At 49.1% G+C, this 22,664-nt stretch carries 15 protein-coding genes and 2 rRNA genes; 8 read left to right on the forward strand and 9 right to left on the reverse strand.

All coding sequences use genetic code 11. The features are described from left to right. The first annotated feature begins 86 nt into the window (after window positions 1-86). From AT746_RS13270 to AT746_RS13280, 3 genes are all read left to right on the forward strand, one after another. Window positions 87-944 carry a patatin-like phospholipase family protein gene (locus tag AT746_RS13270; protein WP_062481064.1) on the forward strand — a complete coding sequence of 286 codons (858 nt, stop codon included), beginning with the start codon at window positions 87-89 and terminating at the stop codon, window positions 942-944. Window positions 945-1,206: 262 nt separating this feature from the next. Continuing rightward, complete coding sequence (locus tag AT746_RS13275) at window positions 1,207-2,073, forward strand: PEP-CTERM/exosortase system-associated acyltransferase (protein ID WP_231730938.1); 867 nt, start codon at window positions 1,207-1,209, stop codon at window positions 2,071-2,073. Window positions 2,074-2,085: 12 nt separating this feature from the next. After that, window positions 2,086-3,702, forward strand: coding sequence for an FAD-binding oxidoreductase (locus AT746_RS13280; protein ID WP_062481066.1), 1,617 nt, complete (start codon window positions 2,086-2,088; stop codon window positions 3,700-3,702). A 137-nt stretch (window positions 3,703-3,839) separates the two neighbouring features. Here AT746_RS13280 and AT746_RS13285 read toward each other — a convergent pair whose 3' ends face one another. From AT746_RS13285 to AT746_RS13315, 7 genes are all read right to left on the reverse strand, one after another. Then, the gene (locus tag AT746_RS13285; RefSeq protein WP_062481068.1) at window positions 3,840-4,622 is read right to left on the reverse strand and encodes a PEP-CTERM sorting domain-containing protein; all 783 of its coding nucleotides are present in this window, start codon (window positions 4,620-4,622) and stop codon (window positions 3,840-3,842) included. Window positions 4,623-4,800: 178 nt separating this feature from the next. Beyond that, the gene (gene prsT / locus AT746_RS13290) at window positions 4,801-7,542 is read right to left on the reverse strand and encodes an XrtA/PEP-CTERM system TPR-repeat protein PrsT (protein ID WP_082633277.1); all 2,742 of its coding nucleotides are present in this window, start codon (window positions 7,540-7,542) and stop codon (window positions 4,801-4,803) included. Between the two features lie 78 nt (window positions 7,543-7,620). After that, window positions 7,621-8,868, reverse strand: coding sequence for a UDP-N-acetyl-D-mannosamine dehydrogenase (gene wecC / locus AT746_RS13295; RefSeq protein WP_062481072.1), 1,248 nt, complete (start codon window positions 8,866-8,868; stop codon window positions 7,621-7,623). Window positions 8,869-9,037: 169 nt separating this feature from the next. Continuing rightward, window positions 9,038-9,925: a UTP--glucose-1-phosphate uridylyltransferase GalU gene (galU, locus tag AT746_RS13300; protein WP_062481080.1), complete on the reverse strand. Its 888-nt coding sequence runs from the start codon at window positions 9,923-9,925 to the stop codon at window positions 9,038-9,040. Further along, window positions 9,922-11,262 (reverse strand): UDP-glucose dehydrogenase family protein, encoded by a 1,341-nt coding sequence (locus AT746_RS13305; RefSeq protein ID WP_062481082.1) that lies wholly within the window; start codon window positions 11,260-11,262, stop codon window positions 9,922-9,924. Before AT746_RS13305 ends, galU begins: the two co-directional genes overlap by 4 nt. Before the next feature lie 47 nt (window positions 11,263-11,309). After that, window positions 11,310-12,434, reverse strand: coding sequence for a non-hydrolyzing UDP-N-acetylglucosamine 2-epimerase (gene wecB, locus AT746_RS13310; protein ID WP_062481084.1), 1,125 nt, complete (start codon window positions 12,432-12,434; stop codon window positions 11,310-11,312). 105 nt (window positions 12,435-12,539) lie between these two features. Beyond that, window positions 12,540-12,782 carry an acyl carrier protein gene (locus AT746_RS13315; protein ID WP_062481086.1) on the reverse strand — a complete coding sequence of 81 codons (243 nt, stop codon included), beginning with the start codon at window positions 12,780-12,782 and terminating at the stop codon, window positions 12,540-12,542. A gap of 132 nt (window positions 12,783-12,914) precedes the next feature. On the opposite strand from AT746_RS13315, the gene AT746_RS13320 reads away from it, so the two are divergent. From AT746_RS13320 to AT746_RS13340, 5 genes are all read left to right on the forward strand, one after another. After that, window positions 12,915-14,492 carry an acyl-CoA ligase (AMP-forming), exosortase A system-associated gene (locus AT746_RS13320; RefSeq protein ID WP_062481088.1) on the forward strand — a complete coding sequence of 526 codons (1,578 nt, stop codon included), beginning with the start codon at window positions 12,915-12,917 and terminating at the stop codon, window positions 14,490-14,492. Beyond that, window positions 14,485-15,720, forward strand: coding sequence for a pyridoxal-dependent decarboxylase, exosortase A system-associated (locus tag AT746_RS13325; protein ID WP_197414259.1), 1,236 nt, complete (start codon window positions 14,485-14,487; stop codon window positions 15,718-15,720). The genes AT746_RS13320 and AT746_RS13325 overlap by 8 nt, the downstream gene beginning before the upstream one ends. 10 nt (window positions 15,721-15,730) lie before the next feature. Continuing rightward, window positions 15,731-16,273 carry a hypothetical protein gene (locus AT746_RS13330; RefSeq protein WP_197414260.1) on the forward strand — a complete coding sequence of 181 codons (543 nt, stop codon included), beginning with the start codon at window positions 15,731-15,733 and terminating at the stop codon, window positions 16,271-16,273. Next, a complete protein-coding gene (locus AT746_RS13335) occupies window positions 16,270-17,028 on the forward strand; it encodes a hypothetical protein (protein WP_156413699.1) in 759 nt (252 codons plus the stop codon). Before AT746_RS13330 ends, AT746_RS13335 begins: the two co-directional genes overlap by 4 nt. Before the next feature lie 84 nt (window positions 17,029-17,112). Further along, window positions 17,113-18,567: a polysaccharide lyase gene (locus AT746_RS13340; protein ID WP_062481094.1), complete on the forward strand. Its 1,455-nt coding sequence runs from the start codon at window positions 17,113-17,115 to the stop codon at window positions 18,565-18,567. A gap of 671 nt (window positions 18,568-19,238) precedes the next feature. Here the strand turns inward: AT746_RS13340 and rrf are convergent. Both rrf and AT746_RS13355 read right to left on the reverse strand, forming a co-directional pair. Next, window positions 19,239-19,353, reverse strand: a 5S ribosomal RNA gene (gene rrf / locus AT746_RS13350). Between the two features lie 102 nt (window positions 19,354-19,455). Beyond that, a 23S ribosomal RNA gene (locus AT746_RS13355) occupies window positions 19,456-22,437 on the reverse strand. Between the last annotated feature and the right edge of the window lie 227 nt (window positions 22,438-22,664).

A 22,664-nucleotide genomic window follows, 5' to 3' on the forward strand; every position in this document is an offset into this window, starting at 1 on the left:
AATCAGAAATACTGCCCAGGCGCCTTGTACTTACCCGAACTTGAACCATAATTAACTGATAAATAAGATTTTTTATCTGAATTATAATGACCGACAATACCGACAACCTTCCACAGGAAATCATCCCGATTTTTTCAGGCGGAGGCACCAGGCTGCCCGCTCATATTGGCATTCTGGCAGCACTTAAAGATCTGGGAATTGGTTTTAAGCATCTGGTAGGTGTGTCCGGAGGCTCTATTGTTACGGCGCTTTACAGCACTGGTATGTCATTATCGGAGATTCATCAGTTGGCACTGGAAACCAACTTCCGGCAGTTCAGAGGGTTTTCCTTGATCCGTCTGCTAAGGGACGGAGGCCTGAGCTCGGGAGATAAATTTGAGCACTGGATGGACAGGAAGCTGAGTGGAAAAACCTTCGAACAACTGGAGATTGACTTACACATAGTGGCAACAGACGTCAATGGTGGTGGCCCGGTGATTTTCAACCGGGTAACCTCACCAACCATGCGGGTGTCTCAGGCTGTAAGGTTCTCCATGTCGATTCCGCTGCTTTTCAGCTTTAAATCCTATAAGGAACATTTACTGGTGGACGGGGCAATCTTGTCAGAGGATGCGCTTTTTCGTGACTGGGCTGGAGATGGCACGCCTTCTGTTTGCTTCCGGCTAAAAAGTAACAATGAATATAAGCCACTCGTAAAGCGCTCCTGGGTTCCACTGACTCAGTACATTCTGTTGCTTATACGTACCTTTATGACTGCGCTATCAAGAGAGTATGTCAATGCCAGCTATTGGCACAGTACGGTAGTGATCAATACCGGCGCCCTCTCTGCAGTTGATTTTGATATGACTGCAGCGCAGAAAGATACCCTTTACGCATTAGGTTATGACACAGCCAAAGCCATTCTGCCAACCAAGATATCCCCTCTATTGAAAAGCCAAAGGTAACAACCCCGGCTTCTGTGCCGATTAACAGCAGCAATGATAAAGCCGCTTAAAATCAGATATTTGAAGTATGACTTAAGGTAATTTTTCTCCGAAACTAAGAACTCTAACAGCTCTTTTATGAGTCAATCGCGGTCTAGTTGCGACTAATTTACCGAATTTCAACAAATACCCTTGACGCACAGACAGGCTGGCATAAGATTTGAAGACCACTGGGAAAAGATAAGTATTAATGCCACCTATTAATCTAAGGAAAGCGACCAAGATGCCCTTTATCGGGCCTGTAGCAAGGGTTGCATTAAAATTCTTTGCCAATCGGGAAGCGGGAAATATTTCTGCGCATTTTGCCAGGTATCTTCGCCCCCGATATGCAGGCTCTGAGGCGTTGCAGGCAACGTCTTTCAGGATGCGTCATCAGGTTTACTGCGAAGAACTGAAGTTTGAGCCACAGAGAGCCTCGGGTCTGGAAACTGATGATTTTGACCCTCACTCCTATCACTGTGTTATTGAACATAAGCCTTCCGGGAAATTTGCCGGTACTGTTCGCATTGTTTATTCAAAATCCGCAGATGAACTGTTGCCGATTGAAAAATATTGTTCTGAAGCGATAAGTTGTGATGAAAATGCTCCCTGGGACTTCCCTCGCACGGAGATCTGCGAGATATCAAGACTTGCAGTGCCAGAACAGTTCAGACGACGTCAGATGGATAAATTCAAGGGTGCTGCGACTGGTGTGATTAACGAAGAAAGTTATTCGGAAGCCGAGCTGCGCTGCTTCCCTTTTATAGCTGTAGGACTTTATATGGCTGCAGCCTCAATTGCTTTGGAACAAGGTATAAATCACTGCTTTGTGATGATGGAGCCCAGATTAGCAAGAAGTTTGCGCCTGGTCGGAATTCCATTCAAGCAGATAGGTCCTGTCGTGGATTATCATGGTGAAAGAGCACCTTATTATATTAACCGGCAGGTGCTACTTGATAGTCTTCCTCCTGGTTTTAAGAAGCTGTTACATTATGTTCAGCATGAAATCTCATCACAATTGCAGGATGCTCCAATTGATACCTCGGCCGAGAAAACAAATACCCGCTACAGTATCGAAAAGAAAGTCCCCTCATTTAACCTTGCTTATTAAAAAAAGCTTCTTATGACTGAATTTTTTACGCAATTGAAACAGCTGCTGTCTGTGGCAGATGCACGCATATTGGATAAACAACAGGCCACACTAACATACGGCAAAACTACTTTTTCAACACCTATTGCACTGGACGCTGCAGTAAAAGTGGAAACTGCCCGAGAAGTCTGTGAACTGACGGCACTGGCTAATAAATTGGGGTTTCATTTATATCCGGTCAGCTCCGCGAAAAATTGGGGCTATGGCTCAGTTTCTGATTTGGAGACAGAAAAGCCCAAGATCATTATGGATCTTAGCCTTATGAACAAGATTTACCCGGTGAGTAAAGAGCTGGGTTTGATCACCCTGGAGCCTGGTGTAACGCAGCAACAGCTTTGCGATTATCTGACAGAGCATAGCTGGGGCTGGATGACCCCGGTAACAGGAGCAGGGCCCAATTGCAGTATCCTTGCTAATGCATTGGAAAGAGGCTATGGCATTACCCCTCGCACTGATCACTTTGAAGCTGTCACCGCACTAAAAGCGGTGTTACCGCATCCTGAACTGTGCGATAAGGAGTATGGCTCTCCCATCTCAGCGCTGGATGCCAGCAACACCGACTTTATCGATAAAACCTATAAATGGAAGTTAGGGCCTTATTTGGATGGCCTGATGACTCAGAGCAACCTGGGTGTGGTCACACAGATGACCATACGCCTGGGCAAAAAACCACAAGCCTTCACCGCTTTTTATCTGCGCTGCTTTGACGAGAGCAAATTCACTCGATTGAGTGATGCAGTCAGGGACATACTCAAAGATTTCGAGGGTATTGTCGGCTCAATAAACCTGATGGACAGGCGCCGACTGATTTCCATGATGGCAGATAATCCCAATGGTAATGCTCATCAGGTGATGACAGATGAGCAAATTGCGACACTGGTAAAACGCCATGATGTACCTGGCTGGCTGATCGTTGGCTCTATATATGGAGAAGCCGGTATAGTCAGAGCCGCAAAATCCGCTATCCGGAGAAGACTCAAAGGGTTAGGCCAGTTATTATATTCCGACAGCCTGCTACTCAAAGCAGCCAGAGCCGTCACTGATCATTTCAGTTTCGGCCCGCTTAAAGACATTAAGAAGCAACTGAACTCTCTGGAGCAGGGAATGCAGATTATGCTCGGCCAGCCTAATCAGGTTGCGTTACCACTGGCTTACTGGCGTACTGGAAAAGTTCAGAGTGACAGAACACTGTTACCCGATCAGGACGGTTGCGGACTGCTCTGGTATGCCCCACTGATCCCGATGCAAAGTAACAAAATGCGGGAGTTTGTAGACTTTATACGCACCACGACCCCGCAGTTCGGGATCGAACCGCTGATCACCTTTACTAATCTCAAGCATGATTGTGTCGATTCGACCATTCCTATCGTTTTTAACCTTGCTGATGAAAACAGCCGCACCCAGGCCCACAACTGCCTGAAAGCGCTGGTTCAGCAAGGATTAAAGCGGGGGTTTGTGCCGTACAGGCTGAATATCCGGCAGCAACAGAATCTGCTGGACTGTCAGGACTCTCACTGGCAGGTTATCAGCAAGTTGAAGCAGGCACTGGATCCTAATAATGTGCTCTCTCCGGGGCGCTACAACCCCTGAAAGTAGAAAAGTAGGGTCAGAGTAAACTTATCAGGCCTGTAAATCGAGCTCCATAAGTTTACTCTGACCCTACTTTTTATTCTGGACATAAAAAAAGCGCCTTACGGCGCTTTTTTCAAAACTCTTACTTGGCTTTATTAAGCGCGACGGCGGCGTGCGGCAGCACCCAAACCAATCAGACCTAAAGCAAATACAGCCAGTGTAGTAGGTTCAGGAACCTGAGAAACCTGACCGTTACTGCTGATAGAATATCCGCTGCTGCCAATCTGTGAAGAAGCAGTGTAGAAAATATCGTACCAACCGTCATGGAAGTTAAGGGCTTCCACTACGTCTGGGTTACCTACACCTTCAACAATACTCAGATAAGAGTCTACGAAACCTGCATTCAGGTTATCGCTATCAAGATCGAAAGTATCAAAGGTGAAAGATGCCCACAGGTCACCATTCTGAGCTTGGTTATAACGCTGATAAGCAGTTGAGTTAGCAGGACCAAAATCCAGACTGTCATCAACATACACATTCAACCAGCTATTCGACAGATCCCATTGGTTCTGACCCACTGCAACCAGACCACCAAATGCAAACGTCAGTTCACAAGTGCCGAATCCGTTTGAACAGAAAGTACCGAACAACTGATCACGCCCATCATTAAACTGAGAGAAGCGACCCACACCGCTCAATGAAGCACCAAAGGCCGGAGCCGTTGAAGCAGCACTATCAGCAGTGATAGTTGAAACGCCACCAGCAGTACCATAAGTACCATTAGTGAACCACTGCTGGAATGAAACATCAGCAATGTAAGGGTTAGCTGGGGTTGAAGCATCCCAGGTGATACCGCCGGCATCTATTGTAGAAGACACGGCAGAGAAACTAAGTGCGGCAAGCGATAATGCGCCAACGGCTTTAACGAACTTCTTCATAATTACATCCTACTAATCGTTATGAATCTGGCAGAGTAATCAATGCACCTTATGTGCCAACTTTAAAATAACCACACAACCAATTGTTTTTTATACATTTATTCTGAATTGCAGGTTGAAGCTATATGCCTGTTTATCGGGAGCTGTAAAAAGTTCTGACATCTTTGCTGAGCATATATCACCCCATTCCCCCCACTTTTGCTTTAAGGCGCTGGAGCCTTTCATTTTGCTGGTCATCTTCTGGCTCCACCTTTTGCAGAATACTGAAAGCCGATTGTGCATCACCTGCAGCCACCAATACTTCGGCCAGATTCATCTGTACATTGATATCAGCGGGTAGCTTACGTGCCGCCTCTTTCAATAGGCGTACGGCATTCTCTATATCACCAGTCTTGTAATAGGCCCATCCAAGGGTATCCATGACCTGGGGTACCTGAGGTGCGGCTTCCTGCGCCTGTTTAGCCAGTACCAGGGCCTGATCATACTGTTGCTGCTTTATTTTCAGGCTGGCATAGTTGTTGAGGCTGGGAAAATGCCCAGGGTAGCGTTGTAAAAACTGTTCATATTTCTGCTCAGCCTGTGAATACATCTCATTGTTGGAATAGAACTCCGCCAGCGTATGATATTCCATCATCGGACGTTGCAATTTCCCAAATTCGGCTTCCAGCAACCTTGCCGCTTCAGGGACTTTGTCGGTATTTTGCAGCGCAATAGCCAGCAACGAAGCGGCTTCAAAGCCCGGCCTGGCCTGATAAAAATCTCTGAACTTTTGTTCAGCCTGTGAGTAGCGCCTGGCCGACAATGCCAGTTCCCCTTCCAGCCTGGCCAATAACGCCGTATCTGCGTCACTGCTTTTTGCGCTGGTCAGAACCTGCTTCGCCGCATCCAGCTGGTTGGTTTTTGTCAGATAATTAACCTTGAGCAGAAGCAAGCGGGAATGGTCGGGGAAGCGCTCCAGCGCCTGATTAACAATGTCTAATGCATTGTCATACTGCCCGGTCAACTCTTCAATTCCGGCACTGCGCAACCAGCCACCTAAAATGCCTGGATTGGCTTCCCTGACGCTGACAAAAGCTTCCCTGGCCTCTTCGTAGCGCCCGGTTTGCACATAAGCATCACCAAGAATCATTGTCCCGGTCGCTTGCAGCTTATCCAAATCGGTTCCCAGCACCTCGATGGCTTTTTCCGGCTGATTAACATGACGCAAATACTCTGCCAGCACCCATTTCGGCTCGGCCAACTCCGGAAACTGCTCGCGATGGGACGATAACGCCGGAATAATGTCTTCTGATTGTTCCAGCTGTTGCTTGACTCTGACCAGGTCAGTCAGCGCCTGGAAATTCGCCGGCGCAAAGGAGAGGATATGATTTACATATTCCAGCGCTTTTTGCGGTTTATTCTGCTGCTTATAGAGTTGTACAAGGTAATGACTCGCTCCCAGGTGTTGATTGTCCTGCTTCAGTGCGGCCAACAATGCCTGTTCAGCAGAGGTTGTATCTCCTGAATTCAGTTCAATCAGACCTTCAAGGGCCATGCCACTGGCCGCATCGGTTTGCTGCCATTGTTTTGCTACATCGATGGCTTTCTGCTTCTGCCCTTTATCCAGGTAGGTTTCTGCCAATAACACCCAGCCCTGCTGCAGGCTGCTGTCATTGGCTAGTGCTGCCTCTATATCGGCAATCCCGGATTCGTCTTCTCCTACCAGTTTAACCAGGCCCTCTGTTAATTTAAATCTGGCATTGTTCTGATCCGCCTCACTGGCTCTGGAAAGGTAGTCACCTGCTGTCGCCAGGTCTCCCTGACCGGCCATCTGCAGGCCAGCTTCGGCAAACAGACCAGCATCTGTTTCATTCAGCACATCCAGCTCATTCAGCGTCAATCTGGCCTCATCGGTATAGCCCAACATCAGTTGTACCTGCGCCAGCAAGCGATGGACATCATGGCCCTTGCCAAGATCGCTTGCCGCTCTCTTAAGATAGCGATAAGCCGACTCAAGCTGCCTGAGCTTGTACGCGCTGACACCTGCAATAATCTGCGACAGCTTAATATCCATGCCATTTTGTATTGCCTTTTCAGCAAAGGGTAATGCATTGTCAAAATCCTGCTGAATAAAGCGTAACTTGCTCTTTAACAAATTGGCATAAGGGTTTTCTTTGCTCAGCTTCAGCAACCGGTCGAGGTTCTCATCAGCCTGCTCAAACTGCCGGGCGTTAATCTGCGCCTCAACAAGCTGGAAACGAACGGGATGGAGATTGGGAGTCTGCGTCAATACGCCATTATAATGCGCTGCTGCTTCTTCAAATCTGCCCTCCCGGAAGGCGACCAGTCCTTGCAAAAAATCTTTCTCTACCTGAAGTTTTTCTTCACTGAATTCTGAAATGGCGTCGTTGGCTTCCTGCAGCTGCCCCTCCACCAGAGCCCGATATGCCCTGGCAATTAACAGGTTGTCCCCGGTAAGATTATCCGGGAAGGTCAGCCAGTTCTGAGCTTCGGGGCTGGAGCGAAGGGACGAGATATATGCGAAAAGATGAGTCGTCTGAGCAGCATCTTCTCTGATGTCCGTTTGTTGTTCATAGAGGCTTATTACCCCGGCATAGTCGCCCTGATAATAGTAAGTCCTGGCTAGCAACGGCACCACGCGGCTTACATCAGAAAGGTGCTCCATTGCTCTGAGCAACTCTTTCTCCGCCGAGATAAAGTCGTTCTGATCAAAATAGAGTTCTCCGAGTAGCAGCCTGGCCAGTCCCATGTCCGGTGCCTGAGACAGCGCATTTTTAAGTTCGACTATCGCTGCCTTATCTTCTCCCTCTGCGATCATATTCTGGGCGTTGGCCAGATATTCCTCAGCGCTTTTCTGACTGCAAGCCGACAACCCAATCACCAGCGCCAATGTAACAGCAGATAATCTCGTCTTATTCATTTTACGTCCTATTTAATTCAAAAAAACGGCCATCAGGCCGCCTTTTAACATCCGGATTATACCCTGTAGAATTCAGGCTCAGAAGCGACTGAACAGTCCCCGGGTATCTACAACCACTTTAGTATTAATATCATTATTGGTTAAGGCCTTAAAGGGTTTATGATCTACCAGCACCACCAGTACATTTGCCTCTTCCAGAGCCTGATGCAAGCTGACCAGACGTACATCTTTGCCTTGCAGGCTCTGCGGTAACTCCTGAATATTAGGCTCTACCGCCAGCACCTCGCCAATACCTGATTGAACCAACTCTGAGGTGATATCCAGAGCCGGACTCTCGCGTAAATCATCAATATCCGCTTTAAAAGCCAGCCCAAGGCAGGCAATCACCGGGCGTTTAAACTGATCGGCTGCCGCCTTGACCCGGTTAATAACATATTCTGGCTTGTGGTCATTGATCTCCCGCGCGGTACGGATGATCTTTGCCGAATCCGGCGCCGAGTCAACAATAAACCAGGGATCAACCGCAATACAATGCCCGCCAACGCCAGGACCGGGTTTAAGAATATTGACTCTGGGATGGCGGTTAGCCAGGGCGATGAGCTCCCAGACATCTATTTTCAGCTCATCACAGATAATCGAAAGTTCATTGGCAAAGGCGATATTCACATCCCGGAAGGAGTTTTCTGTCAGCTTTGCCATCTCCGCGGTACGGGCATTGGTCGGAATACATTCACCACGCACAAAGGTCTTGTAAAGCTCGATGGCCTTGTCACAACATTTTGGGGTCAGGCCACCGATAATACGATCATTAGATACCAGTTCTTCCAGAACCCGGCCTGGCAAAACCCGTTCAGGGCAATGGGCAACATGAATATTAGGCTCAGCGTTCCCCTGGTCCGGAAAGTACAAATCTGGGCGAAGAGCCTGTAACCAGCTGGCCAGCTTTTCAGTTGCACCAACCGGAGAGGTGGATTCAAGAATCACCAGATTGCCCTTTTCCAGAACTGGCGCAATCGCCTCAGCAGCCTTCTCTATGTAGCTCAGGTCTGGCTGATGACCATCCTTGAACGGTGTCGGAACGGCAATCATAAAAGCATCAGCAGGTTCGGGGGTCATTGACGCCCGCAGCTTGCCCATAGTCACTGCAGCCTGTACCACCATGTCCAGATCTGGCTCAACAATATGTACCTTGCCCTGATTAATGGTATCAACGGCTTTTTGAGATACATCTATACCTATTACCTCGATACCACGTGAAGCAATCACTGCCGCAGTAGGCAAACCGATATAACCCAGCCCTACTACTGATACTTTTTTAAATGCCATAATTATCCTTATTTAATGTTTTTGTAGGACGAAATTTATTCGACCAACATAACTCATTTCTCTCGCAGTGGCGCTGAGAACAGCACGACCTGGTTCCTTCAAATGCTCTGCGTCTCCGCGAGATCCAATAAACTAACGCTACCGCCCAATAAATTGGGCCCTACAAAACCTACAGAGCCTTTAGATACTCCGCAAAATCCTTACCCAACTGCGGATGACGAAGGGCATACTCCACATTAGCTTTCATATAACCCAGTTTACTGCCACAGTCATGGCTTTTACCTTTCATATAATATGCGTCCACCTGCTCTGTTTTCATCAGTGTGGCAATGGCATCTGTAAGCTGGATCTCATCTCCGGCTCCAGGTGGTGTAAATTCGAGCATATCCCAGATATTTGCCGACAATACATACCGACCTACTACTGCCAGATCAGAAGGCGCCTCTTCAGCTCTGGGTTTTTCTACAATCTGAGAAATGGATGAAGATTCACCGGGCTTCAGACCATGCCCGCCCAAATCGACAACGCCAAACTGGCTGATAAGATCATGAGGTACCTGCTCCACCATAATCTGATTCGCACCACTGTGATCAAAACGCTGCACCATTTCCGCAAGATTGTCCTGGCTCAGATCACTTGCAGCATCATCAATCAACACATCGGGAAGCACCACTGCAAAAGGATTGTCTCCAACCAATGGGCGGGCACACAGAATAGCGTGGCCCAGACCTTTGGCCACCCCCTGACGCACATGCATAATAGTCACATCTTTAGGACAGATAGACTGTACATCATCCAGTAACTGTCGCTTAACCCGCTTTTCCAGGGTGGCCTCAAGTTCGAAGCTGGTGTCGAAGTGGTTCTCTATACTGTTTTTACTGGCATGGGTAACCAGCACAATTTCTTTTATTCCGGCGGCAATACACTCAGCAACCACATACTGAATCAATGGTTTGTCTACTACCGGTAACATTTCCTTTGGAATCGCTTTGGTAGCGGGCAACATTCGGGTGCCAAGGCCGGCTACCGGAATAACCGCTTTCGTTACAGTATTCACAATACCTTACCTTCCAATGACTTACCCCGGCCAATGCCATAATACTGAATCCCCATAGCGGAAAGTTGATCGGGCTCATACAGGTTGCGCCCATCAAAGATCACCGGCGCGGTAAGCCGTTCTTTTATCAGTTCGAAATCCGGAGCTTTGAACATCTGCCACTCCGTACAAACCACCAGTGCATCTGCACCGCTAAGCGCACTCTCCTTAGTGCCTAACAACTGAAGATCATCACGGTGACCATAGATGCGCTGAGTTTCATCCATCGCTTTGGGATCAAAAGCCTGAACCTTTGCACCCGCCTGCCACAGCTTTTCCATCAATACCCGGCTGGAGGCTTCGCGCATATCATCAGTATTGGGCTTAAAGGAGAGCCCCCACAACGCAATAGTCCTGCCCTCAAGATCGCCTTCAAAATGGCGGTAAATATACTCAAATAACTTTTCTTTCTGGGCATAATTCACCGACTCTACCGCTTCGAGAATCCTGGCTCTATAACCGGCGCTGTTGGCACTTCGCACCAGCGCCTGCACGTCTTTCGGGAAGCAGGAGCCACCATAACCACAACCGGCATAAATAAACTGGTATCCAATACGGGCATCGGAGCCAATGCCCCTGCGCACATTCTCAATATCTGCGCCAAAACGTTCCGCCAGGTTAGACATTTCATTCATAAAACTGATCTTGGTTGCCAGCATACAGTTAGCTGCATACTTAGTCAGCTCGGCACTGCGGATGTCCATGACGATGATCTTGTCATGGTTGCGGTTAAAGGGAGCATAAAGCTCTCGTAAGGTCTTTTCGGCAATATCGGAGTCAGTACCAAGAATAATACGATCCGGGCGCATACAGTCACTGACAGCAGCACCCTCTTTCAGAAATTCCGGATTAGAAACAACATCAAAACTTGCCTGTTCGCAACGTCGAACTTGTTTGAGTTTATTTCTGACCTTATCGGCTGTTCCGACCGGTACGGTGGATTTGTTAATCACTATTTTGTGTTTTTGTGCATGCTCGGCAATAGAGCCTGCTACTTCGAGTACATATTTCAGATCTGCAGATCCATCTTCATCCGGGGGAGTTCCAACGGCAATAAAAATCACATCGCCGTGCTCAACGCCCGCCTTGGCATCAGTAGTAAAACTAAGGCGTCCCGCCTCAAGGTTGGTCTTCACCAGAGGCTCAAGACCGGGCTCGTAAATCGGTACACCACCTTTGTTGAGAAAGTCGACTTTGCTCTGGTCGACATCCACACAGACGACTTTATGCCCCACTTCAGCCAATACAGCGCCTTGCACCAGACCAACATACCCCACACCAAAAACGGTGACTTTCATAATATTCCTCTGACCAATCTATTCTTCACTTTAACCCTACACCGGAGTCATTGTGCTTTGATGATATCTGCAATCCGGATACAGCCTTTGCCATCGCCGTATGGGTTGTGAGCCACACTCATGGTGTTATACGCATCCTCATCATCCATCAATTTCGTGGCTTCATCGACAATAAGTTGCGTATCTGTACCCACTAACTTTACTGTGCCGGCAACCACCGCTTCAGGCCGCTCTGTCGTATCGCGCATGACAAGTACCGGTTTACCCAGAGATGGAGCTTCTTCCTGAATCCCGCCAGAGTCGGTCAGAATCAGGTAAGCACGACTCATCAGATAAACAAAAGGCAGATAATCCTGTGGGGCTATGAGGTGTACATTATCTGCTCCGCTGAGAATCCGCTCCACCGGCTCCTTCACATTGGGATTGAGGTGCACCGGATAACAAATCTGCACATCATCACGAGCGGACAACTCCTTTAGTGCCTGACAAATGCGCTCAAAGCCACCACCAAAACTTTCCCGCCTGTGTCCTGTTACCAGAATCAGCTTTTTATCGGGATCAAGAAAGTCAAACTGTCTGGCAAATGACTCACTCAGATCGGGATCGCCTTCTATGCGCTTCACTACCTGCAACAACGCATCGATAACCGTATTCCCGGTAATATATACCTGATTTTCCGATATATTCTCAGCCAACAGATTATCGGCAGAACCCTGTGTCGGGGCAAAGTGTAATAAGGTCAGTGCCCCGGTAAGCTTACGATTACACTCTTCAGGCCAGGGGCTGTATATGTCTCCCGTGCGCAACCCGGCCTCTACATGGCCTACCGCAATACGCTGATAAAATGCGGCCAAAGACGCGGCAAAGGTTGTTGTGGTATCACCGTGCACCAATACCAGATCAGGCCTGGACTCTGCCAGCACGGTTTTCAGACCCAGCAGCGCCCTGCTGGTAATATCATACAGATCCTGCCCAGGCTGCATCAGATCCAAATCGTAATCAGGCCTGAGATCAAAAAGCTGCAACACCTGATCCAACATTTGCCGGTGCTGCGCCGTGACGCAGACCTGTACCTCGAATTCGGGGCGTCTTTGCAACTCCAGTACCAAAGGCGCCATTTTAATCGCCTCTGGCCGGGTGCCAAACACCAACAGGATCTTTTTAAAACGCATAACTGTCCCTTTTTATTCTATTATCCCGTCAGGACGCGAAGAACACCAATATCGGACATTCTCCTACTTCTGCCTCACCGCGCCTATACGAGGTCTGCTCATCTACTACACTTTTTCTTCTACAAAACTGCACAGACTGCCGAAAGTTTCAAAGGTCTCGGCGCTGATCTCATCATCGTCCACCGCTATCCCTAAGTTCTCTTCAACCGCCGTCAGCACAGACACCACAGCCATCGAATCGAACTCAGGAATAGCGCCCAGCAACGGCGTATCAGCATCAAATTCGGTATCTGCAGGCATCTGCAACACTTCAACCAAAATATCTTTAACAAGAGCGGGTACATTCATCGTCAAACTACCTGTATGATTTAACTTTTTGATTTTGTCCGAACCAGGCGGCCGGATACAAACCGGCTTATTGTTCCATTATTTAACGGTTTAAGAAACCGCTTTACCTGCACGAAGAGGGATTATTCATTTATGGTCACATTTTTTCACCAGCTTATCAGTGCCAATGCGATCCGGATTCCGGAAAAATGTGCCCTGCGCTTTAAACAGCAGGATTTTAGCTATCTTGACCTCAACCATGAGATTAATGGTTTTGCAGCAGGTCTGACAGCCTTAGGTGTGAAGCGTCATGACCGTGTCGGGGTATTTTTACCAAAAACCCCGCAAAATGTGATCAGCCTGTTTGGTGCCAGCGCCGCCGGCGGGGTATTTGTGCCGATTAATCCGGTACTCAAATCGCCACAGGTGCAACATATTCTCAATGATTGCGATGTAAAAGTGCTGGTCACCAGCTCTGACAGGCTCAAGGCACTGGCCGATGTCATTGACTACTGCCCCGCACTGGAGCAGATTATTCTGACTGACAAACTGCCCGGTAGCTGGCAGGGCAAGGTAAAACTGCAGTTATTTGCAGCGCTGCCTGACGGTGCCGATCCCAAACCACCTGTTACAGATCAGGATATGGCTGCCATTTTGTATACCTCGGGCAGCACAGGTAAGCCTAAGGGGGTGGTCCTGTCGCACCGCAACCTTATTTGTGGCGCCCATAGTGTTTCCGCGTATCTCGAAAATAACAGCGATGATGTAATTCTGGCCTTGTTACCACTGAGTTTTGACTATGGTCTCAATCAGTTAACCACCGCTTTTTTTGTTGGCGCCACTGCAGTTCTGATGGATTTTCTGCTCCCTAATGATGTCGTCAAAGCAGTGGACAGATACAGTGTTACCGGCCTGGCCGCAGTGCCTCCCTTATGGCAACAGTTATTAAAAGCCAACTGGAGCGAAGAAACCGGCAAAAAGCTGCGTTATTTCACCAACTCCGGTGGTGCCATGCCCGGTGTCACTCTGGAAAAACTGCGCCAGACTTTTGTCAATGCCAGCCCCTATCTTATGTACGGACTGACTGAAGCCTTTCGCAGTACCTACCTGCCTCCTGAGCTGGTGGATAAAAAACCCGGCTCCATGGGTAAGGCCATTCCTAACGCTGAAGTAATGGTGGTGCGCGCAGATGGTACAGAATGTGACGCTGATGAACCAGGAGAGCTGGTGCATAGGGGGCCTCATGTCAGTATGGGTTACTGGAATGCAACGGAGAAAACCGCCGAACGTTTTAAGCCGGTGCCCAAACAGGTTAATGGACTGGTACTGACCGAAATGGCCGTATTTTCCGGCGATACAGTAAGAAAAGATAGCGAGGGTTTTCTGTATTTCGTTGGCCGCAAGGATGAGATGATCAAAACCTCCGGCTATCGGGTCAGTCCCTCAGAAATCGAAGAGGCCTGCTATCAGGCTGCTGACGAGGTAGCCGAAGTTATTGCAACTGGCGTCAGTGATACCGAGCTGGGTCAGGCCATAGTAGTGTATGCTGCGCTTAAACAGCCGGGATGCCTGGATGAAACCGCGCTGCTGGCGAAATGTAAGAAGGATCTGCCCAATTTTATGCACCCCAAATATCTGGAAATTCGCGATGGCCTGCCGAGAAACCCAAATGGTAAAGTAGACAGAGCATTGCTGGCAAAACAGGCAAAGGAAAAGTACGCCCATGAATAAACCCGCTGTAACCCATCAGGTCATGGATCAGTTTGACCATCAGGCAGGCAACTTGCTGGTTGGTGGCAAGACCCTGGATCAAATCGCCACATTATTGGATAAAGAGGTGTTCTATGCCTATGACAAGGCAGTGATCCGCGCCCAAATTGATAAATTCAGAAAGTATGTGCCAGAACCCATCAAACTGCATTTCGCCATCAAGGCCAATCCCCTTCCTGCACTGGTGCATTATGTTGCCCCACTGGTAGACGGTCTGGATGTGGCCTCTCAGAAAGAGCTGTTGATTGCATTGCAGAGCAGTATGCCAGCGGAAGAGATCAGCTTTGCCGGGCCGGCCAAGGGCGAGCGGGAAATCCGCGCCGCCATTATCGCCAGTGTCACCCTGAATATTGAATCGGAGCTGGAACTGCAACGGGCAGTTAAAGCCGGCCAGTTGCTCAACAAACTGCCGCGCATTGCCTTTCGGGTCAATCCGGCCTTTGAGCTCAAAGCTTCCGGAATGAAAATGGCCGGTGGTGCCAAGCAGTTTGGTATTGACGAAGAGCGGCTGGTGGAAATCCTTCCAGCGCTTGATTACAGCGAGATAGATTTTCAGGGCTTTCATATTTTCTGTGGCTCACAGAATTTGAAGCCAGAAGCCCTTATAGAAGCCCATACCCAGACCTTTGCACTGGCTGAAAAGCTGGTGAGTTTATGCCCGGTGCCGGTGAAATCCATCAACCTGGGTGGCGGCTTCGGCATCCCCTACTTTGCCGGTGAACGGCGACTGGATCTGGAACCTATCAGTGACAACCTTAAATCACTATTGGCAGGTACCCCCATTGATCTGCAAAAAACCGAGCTGATCATGGAGCTGGGGCGCTACCTGGTTGCCGAAGCCGGCGTTTATGTCTGTAAGGTTACCGATATTAAGACCTCCCGAGGCCAGACCTTTGTGATGACTAATGGGGGACTGCACCATCATTTATCCAACTCGGGCAATTTCGGCCAGGTGATCCGCAAAAATTATCCTGTTGCCCTGGGCAATAAGCTGGAGCAGGATGCCAGCGTGCAGGTTAATGTGGCCGGACCATTATGCACACCTCTGGATTCCCTCGCCGACAGGGTCTGGCTGCCTCAGCCCGAGGTGGGAGACTGGTTTGTGGTTTACCAGTCCGGGGCTTACGGCGCTACAGCAAGTCCCCAGGATTTTCTTGGGCACCCTCATGTGGCAGAAGTACTGCTGTGACATCAGGACGTTGAGCAGAATATCGACAAAGATTAGAAAAGCCGCCTGGTTTAGTGCGGCCTTTTTGCTGCTGACATTAATGGCGCTTTGGATATTGCGCAGCACCACCTTTGCCTACGAATACGGCATCAAAGCTCAACAATATGTGACCATTAACCTGCCAAAGAATTGGGGCATCAGAAAATCATTGCTCGAATATGCCGATGCTTTGCTCAAATGGCGACCGATACCAGACAAGGTAAGCTTTGACAGAGCTCAGAACTCCGCCGGGGTCAGTGAAGATCCACAACGCAGCACTCTGCTCTTGCCTTCGGAGGAGAATATATATCATGTTGCTGACAGCACGACTTTACTTCAGGCCCTGAAAAAGGCCACTGCGGGACAACTTATTTTGCTGGCTCCCGGAGACTATATCGTCAAACAACGAACGATTAGAGTCGGCCATGGTGGCGAGCCAGCCTTTCCTATAACGCTTGCCGCAGAGAAACCGGGGCAGGCAGAGGTTCAGTTAGATTCTCTTGAGGCCTGTATATCAACAAGCCCCATTGGGTGATAAAGAATCTGACATTTCGTGGCATTTGTAGTCGCCATGGTGCCTGCGAACATGCATTGCATCTTACCGGCCAGGGAGATCATATCCTGATAGAGAATAACCGCTTTATCGACTTTAACGCTCACCTTAAAAGCAATGGCCGCAGAACCAATGGACAACTGCACTTCCCGGATAATGTGATTGTCCGTCACAACGATTTTTATAACACCCGGATCAGAGAAAGCCGCAACCCTGCTTCACCCATCGATGTAGTAGGTGGTAACAACTGGCAGATAACGGATAATTTTATTGCCGACTTCAGCCGCAAAGTCAGAGGAAAGCCGAGTGTTGTGTACGGAGCCTACCTTAAAGGCGGCGGACAAAATGGTGTGATTAGCAACAATGTCATTAACTGCGCCTGGAGGATAGCTCATCAGTCAGTACTGGATATCCGCGTTGGTCTGTCCTTAGGTAACGGCGGTACCGGCAAGCGATTTTGCCAGTCAGAAAACTGTGCCTATGAGCATAAAGGCGGAATCATCGAGAAAAACCTGCTACTCAACTGTCGCAATGATGTCGCCATCTACCTGAACAAGGCCACCGACACCCGGATCACAGACAATATACTGCTTAACTCCCTGGGGATTGACGCCCGCTTCAGCGCCAGTAGCGTGATTGTAGACAATAATGTGATCCAGGGGCGCATCAAAGCCAGAGACGGTGCAAGCCTTGAGTCAGGTAACAATAAACTGCTGCGGCCCGCACAAACACTGTAAGAGGTTTTGTCTGCAAGCTCACGTCAGGGCGAGATTTGAGTCATGATTTGCTAACCTCTAACCGAATGACAAAAGGCGCCAGAAATGGACAAACTGACAAAAATTCTGCTTCTTACCACGCTGTTGGGTGGTGGCCGCATCAGCGCTCTGCCGATGGACGAATCTGCCACTTTTGCGTTCGCAAGCAGAGATGCCCTGCTGTACTGGAGTGAGGGCGGATTCAGCGACTTAATCAGCAATACAGAAAATCAAAGATTACTCGACTTCACCGTTGAAGACATCGACCGGGCCAGACCAGTGTTGCTTAAGCTACCCGATGTGGATTATCAGCAGTCTCAAATACTCCTGCTACTGCAATCCACAGATGGCAAAGGTACGGCTGACTTTTTCAGCAAAGAAGCACCGGATCTGAAAGCCCCTAACCTGCTACTTTATACTGATGAGCAGGAGTACTATATACAGGCCGAAATCGATACTTTTATTGGCCCCGCCATTCGAAAACCCCAGGGTAAAGCGAAAATCATTAAGGTTGGCGGCAACCGGCTAGGATTACTCAGCTTTACTATCCCTGAAGACATTTCAGCAAACAAGATTAAGCGGGCTGAATTACTGTTGCAACTGACAGACAAGCAATATGGCAGCAGCCAAATCAGCCTGATTCAGTTGGCAATACCCCAACAGCAAGTACAACAACAACAAGGTCTGGCAGCTCAGTATCCCGACGATCAGGGTATTGCGGAGCATCCGCATGTCTACTATGCCGATGATTTTGATCGCCAAAGCTGGTTAGACACCGTATCAGAAGCCGTTGGTCAAAAAGAAAGCCGCTGGTCTAATGCGGCGACTCTTGATTATGTCAGCCATCAATATATCGGCCATTTCCTGGATAAAGATGGGCGCAGCGCCCTGGCTCAATTCGACACAGATAAGAATCTCGCCCTCAATCTCGACTACTACTTTAGACGTCATCATGAAGAGGAACCTGAAGAGGCTTACTTTCGTTATTACCTAAAGCTTTCCCCTGGCGCCGATATCAGCGGAGGTGGTAAGCTGCCTGGTTTTGGTGGAACCTACAACAAAGCTGGCTGGGGTGGTCGCGGTAATGATGGTTACGAGGGCTGGTCCGCACGGGGCGCTTTCTATGCCAGTATTGATAATCCCGACAGCCCATGGTTTGGCCATATGCCCATCGGTAGTTACCTCTATGAAGCGGATCAAGATCGTAAGTATGGTCGTATTCTGTCGTGGGGGAATCCGCTTTCAACTATCGCACCCGGCCGTTGGTATTGTATTGAGCAACGCCTGAAACTTAACACGCCTAACCAATCAGACGGCATTCTGGAAGTCTGGATTGATGGTATAAAGATCCTCAGTGAAACTGCATTAATGTTCCGAAAGACAAAACAACTCAAAATTGAAAAAATCTGGTTCAATTACTATTTTGGCGGTGTTGATAAACCTAGATTTCCTTTCAATATCTATATGGACAACATCGTTATCGCATCAGAGTATATCGGTCCGATAAAAGACCAGCCTTAATACGCCGCTTTAAGTGATTCAGCATTAGTAGAGGTCATGCCGGGTTTGCCCCGGTACCTTTATGGGTCTTGCTGCAGGAGGATAATCAACAGCACCGTCATTGTTAAGAGATCCTGATTTTTATCAGGATGACGGTGTAATCTCTATGTTCTCTCCCAAAAGCACTGTGTATTTTGATTCTATTCATATCTCAGCGTCTCTGCGTCTCTGCGAGATCAAAAACAAAAAGCCAGATGATCTCGCAAAGGCGCAGGGACACAGAGGTTTTAAGTGTCTGAAACGAATCAGGGCCACCTGATAACAGGTGGCCTTGATTCTGAATAGGAGCCTGGCGGTGTGAACAGCGTCGGACTGAAGCCCGACCTACTGGGTGCTCTCACATGGGGGTGAGCGAAGACCGTTATGCCTGTGGCATAACGCAGCTGAGTGAACGACGAGCAGGGAGGCGAGGCTGGAGGCTGCCCCAGGGACGGGTGACAGATGACTCCCTCCTGCAATACGCTTATCCCCTAGACAGTCCGATGGGTTGGGTTTGCCTATGAAGTAGGCACGCTAGCCTGATTCAGGAGCAGGCCACCTGTAACATTTGAGGTAAGGGGATACTCAATCTTTTCGCTGCGCACAACGAAAAAAGGCCACCTGATAACAGGTGGCCTTGATTCTGAATAGGAGCCTGGCGGTGTGCTACTCTCACATGGGGAAACCCCACACTACCATCGCCGCTGTTACGTTTCACTGCTGAGTTCGGAATGGATCAGGTGGTTCCGTAACGCTATGGCCGCCAGGCAAAACTGGTTTTAATAATTTGGTACAAGCTTTAAAGAAATCAATTGTAGCGTCATGGTTGAATCAGTTGTGGCTACACATACATCGTAATTTGGGCGTTGTATGGTTAAGCCTCACGGGCAATTAGTACAGGTTAGCTTAACGCCTTACAACGCTTCCACACCCTGCCTATCAACGTCTTAGTCTCAGACAACCCTTCAGGACAGTAAACTGTCAGGGATGACTCATCTTGGGGCTCGCTTCCCGCTTAGATGCTTTCAGCGGTTATCGATTCCGAACGTAGCTACCGGGCAGTGCCATTGGCATGACAACCCGAACACCAGCGGTTCGTCCACTCCGGTCCTCTCGTACTAGGAGCAGCTCCCCTCAATCATCCAGCGCCCACGGCAGATAGGGACCGAACTGTCTCACGACGTTCTAAACCCAGCTCGCGTACCACTTTAAATGGCGAACAGCCATACCCTTGGGACCGACTTCAGCCCCAGGATGTGATGAGCCGACATCGAGGTGCCAAACACCGCCGTCGATATGAACTCTTGGGCGGTATCAGCCTGTTATCCCCGGAGTACCTTTTATCCGTTGAGCGATGGCCCTTCCATTCAGAACCACCGGATCACTATGACCTACTTTCGTACCTGCTCGACGTGTCTGTCTCGCAGTTAAGCTGGCTTATGCCATTACACTAACCTCCTGATGTCCGACCAGGATTAGCCAACCTTCGTGCTCCTCCGTTACGCTTTGGGAGGAGACCGCCCCAGTCAAACTACCCACCAGACACTGTCCGCAATCCCGATAAGGGACCAACGTTAGAACATCAAACATACAAGGGTGGTATTTCAAGGGCAGCTCCACATCATCTGGCGACAATGCTTCATAGCCTCCCACCTATCCTACACATGTAGGGTCAATGTTCAGTGCCAAGCTGTAGTAAAGGTTCACGGGGTCTTTCCGTCTAGCCGCGGGTACACCGCATCTTCACGGCAATTTCAATTTCACTGAGTCTCGGGTGGAGACAGCGTGGCCATGGTTACACCATTCGTGCAGGTCGGAACTTACCCGACAAGGAATTTCGCTACCTTAGGACCGTTATAGTTACGGCCGCCGTTTACCGGGGCTTCGATCAAGAGCTTCGCCTAAGCTAACCCCATCAATTAACCTTCCGGCACCGGGCAGGTGTCACACCGTATACGTCATCTTTCGATTTAGCACAGTGCTGTGTTTTTAATAAACAGTCCCAGCCACCTGGTCACTGCGGCCCCCATTCGCTTACGGCGTAAAGCCTTCACAAACAGGGGCGTACCTTCTCCCGAAGTTACGGTACTATTTTGCCGAGTTCCTTCACCCGAGTTCTCTCAAGCGCCTTGGTATTCTCTACCTGACCACCTGTGTCGGTTTGGGGTACGGTCAGTATTATCATAAGCTTAGAGGCTTTTCCTGGAAGCAGGGCATCTGCAACTTCATCACCGTAGTGACTCGTCTCGTGTCTCAGAATTAATGAACCGGATTTACCTAATTCATCTCCCTACGCACTTTCACATGGACTACCAACGCCATGCCTGCATAGCCTTCTCCGTCCCCCCTTCACTGATAATACCGGTACGGGAATATTAACCCGTTTCCCATCGACTACGCCTTTCGGCCTCGCCTTAGGGGCCGACTTACCCTGCCCTGATTAGCATGGGACAGGAAACCTTGGTCTTCCGGCGAGGGGGTTTTTCACCCCCTTTATCGTTACTCATGTCAGCATTCGCACTTGTGATATGTCCAGCAACCCTCTCGAGTCACCTTCAGCCACTTACACAACGCTCCCCTACCCAGCGTGCATCCCACAAACTACTGCATCTCGCTTTCCCATACAGCCTCGACTGTGTTGAGAACGCTTTACCGTCGGGCGCTTCGCGCGTCGACGTTAATCCAATAGCTTCTGGTGATGCACGCTGCCGCAGCTTCGGTATATTGCTTAGCCCCGTTACATCTTCCGCGCAGACCGACTCGACTAGTGAGCTATTACGCTTTCTTTAAAGGGTGGCTGCTTCTAAGCCAACCTCCTAGCTGTCTGGGCCTTTCCACATCGTTTCCCACTTAGCAATATTTTGGGACCTTAGCTGGCGGTCTGGGTTGTTTCCCTCTTCACGACGGACGTTAGCACCCGCCGTGTGTCTCCCGGATAGCACTCTACGGTATTCGGAGTTTGCATGGGGTTGGTAAGTCGGGATGACCCCCTAGCCCAAACAGTGCTCTACCCCGTAGGTGTTCGTCCGAGGCGCTACCTAAATAGCTTTCGGGGAGAACCAGCTATCTCCCGGTTTGATTGGCCTTTCACCCCCAGCCACAAGTCATCTCCTAATTTTTCAACATTAGTGAGTTCGGTCCTCCAGTTGATGTTACTCAACCTTCAACCTGCCCATGGCTAGATCACCGGGTTTCGGGTCTATACCTAGCAACTGAACGCGCAGTTAACACTCGCTTTCGCTACGGCTCCCCTAATCGGTTAACCTCGCTACTAAATATAAGTCGCTGACCCATTATACAAAAGGTACGCCGTCACCCCGAAGGGCTCCGACTGCTTGTACGTATACGGTTTCAGGTTCTATTTCACTCCCCTCACAGGGGTTCTTTTCGCCTTTCCCTCACGGTACTGGTTCACTATCGGTCAGTTAGGAGTATTTAGCCTTGGAGGATGGTCCCCCATGTTCAGTCAAGATAACACGTGTCCCGACCTACTCGATTTCACTATCAGCGTTCCTTTGTGTACGGGGCTATCACCCACTATGGCGGCACTTTCCAGAGCCTTCCACTAAAACACTGATAACTTAAGGGCTACTCCCCGTTCGCTCGCCGCTACTAGGGGAATCTCGGTTGATTTCTTTTCCTCGGGGTACTTAGATGTTTCAGTTCTCCCGGTTCGCCTCACTTAGCTATGTATTCACTAAGTGATAATGCATAAATGCACTGGGTTTCCCCATTCGGACATCTGTGGCTCAAATGCGTTTTGTCAGCTCACCACAGCTTTTCGCAGACTTACACGTCCTTCATCGCCTCTAACTGCCTAGGCATCCACCGTATACGCTTTGTTACTTAACCATACAACCCCAAATTACGTCGTAATTCAGTGCTCTACAGCCAAACAACTTCATCAACATTCTCTAATCAAGAATACCAATGACGCTACTTCTAGCTAAATCAATTGCTTAATTTAGCTGGATGATTTCTTTATCAGCTTGTCCAAATTGTTAAAGAACAGGTTTAAGGCTTAAAAAACCTTAATCAATACACACTTCTAAAGTGCTTATTCATTAAGGTTATTCTTC

This window comes from Lacimicrobium alkaliphilum (assembly GCF_001466725.1).
Taxonomy (GTDB): domain Bacteria; phylum Pseudomonadota; class Gammaproteobacteria; order Enterobacterales; family Alteromonadaceae; genus Lacimicrobium; species Lacimicrobium alkaliphilum_B.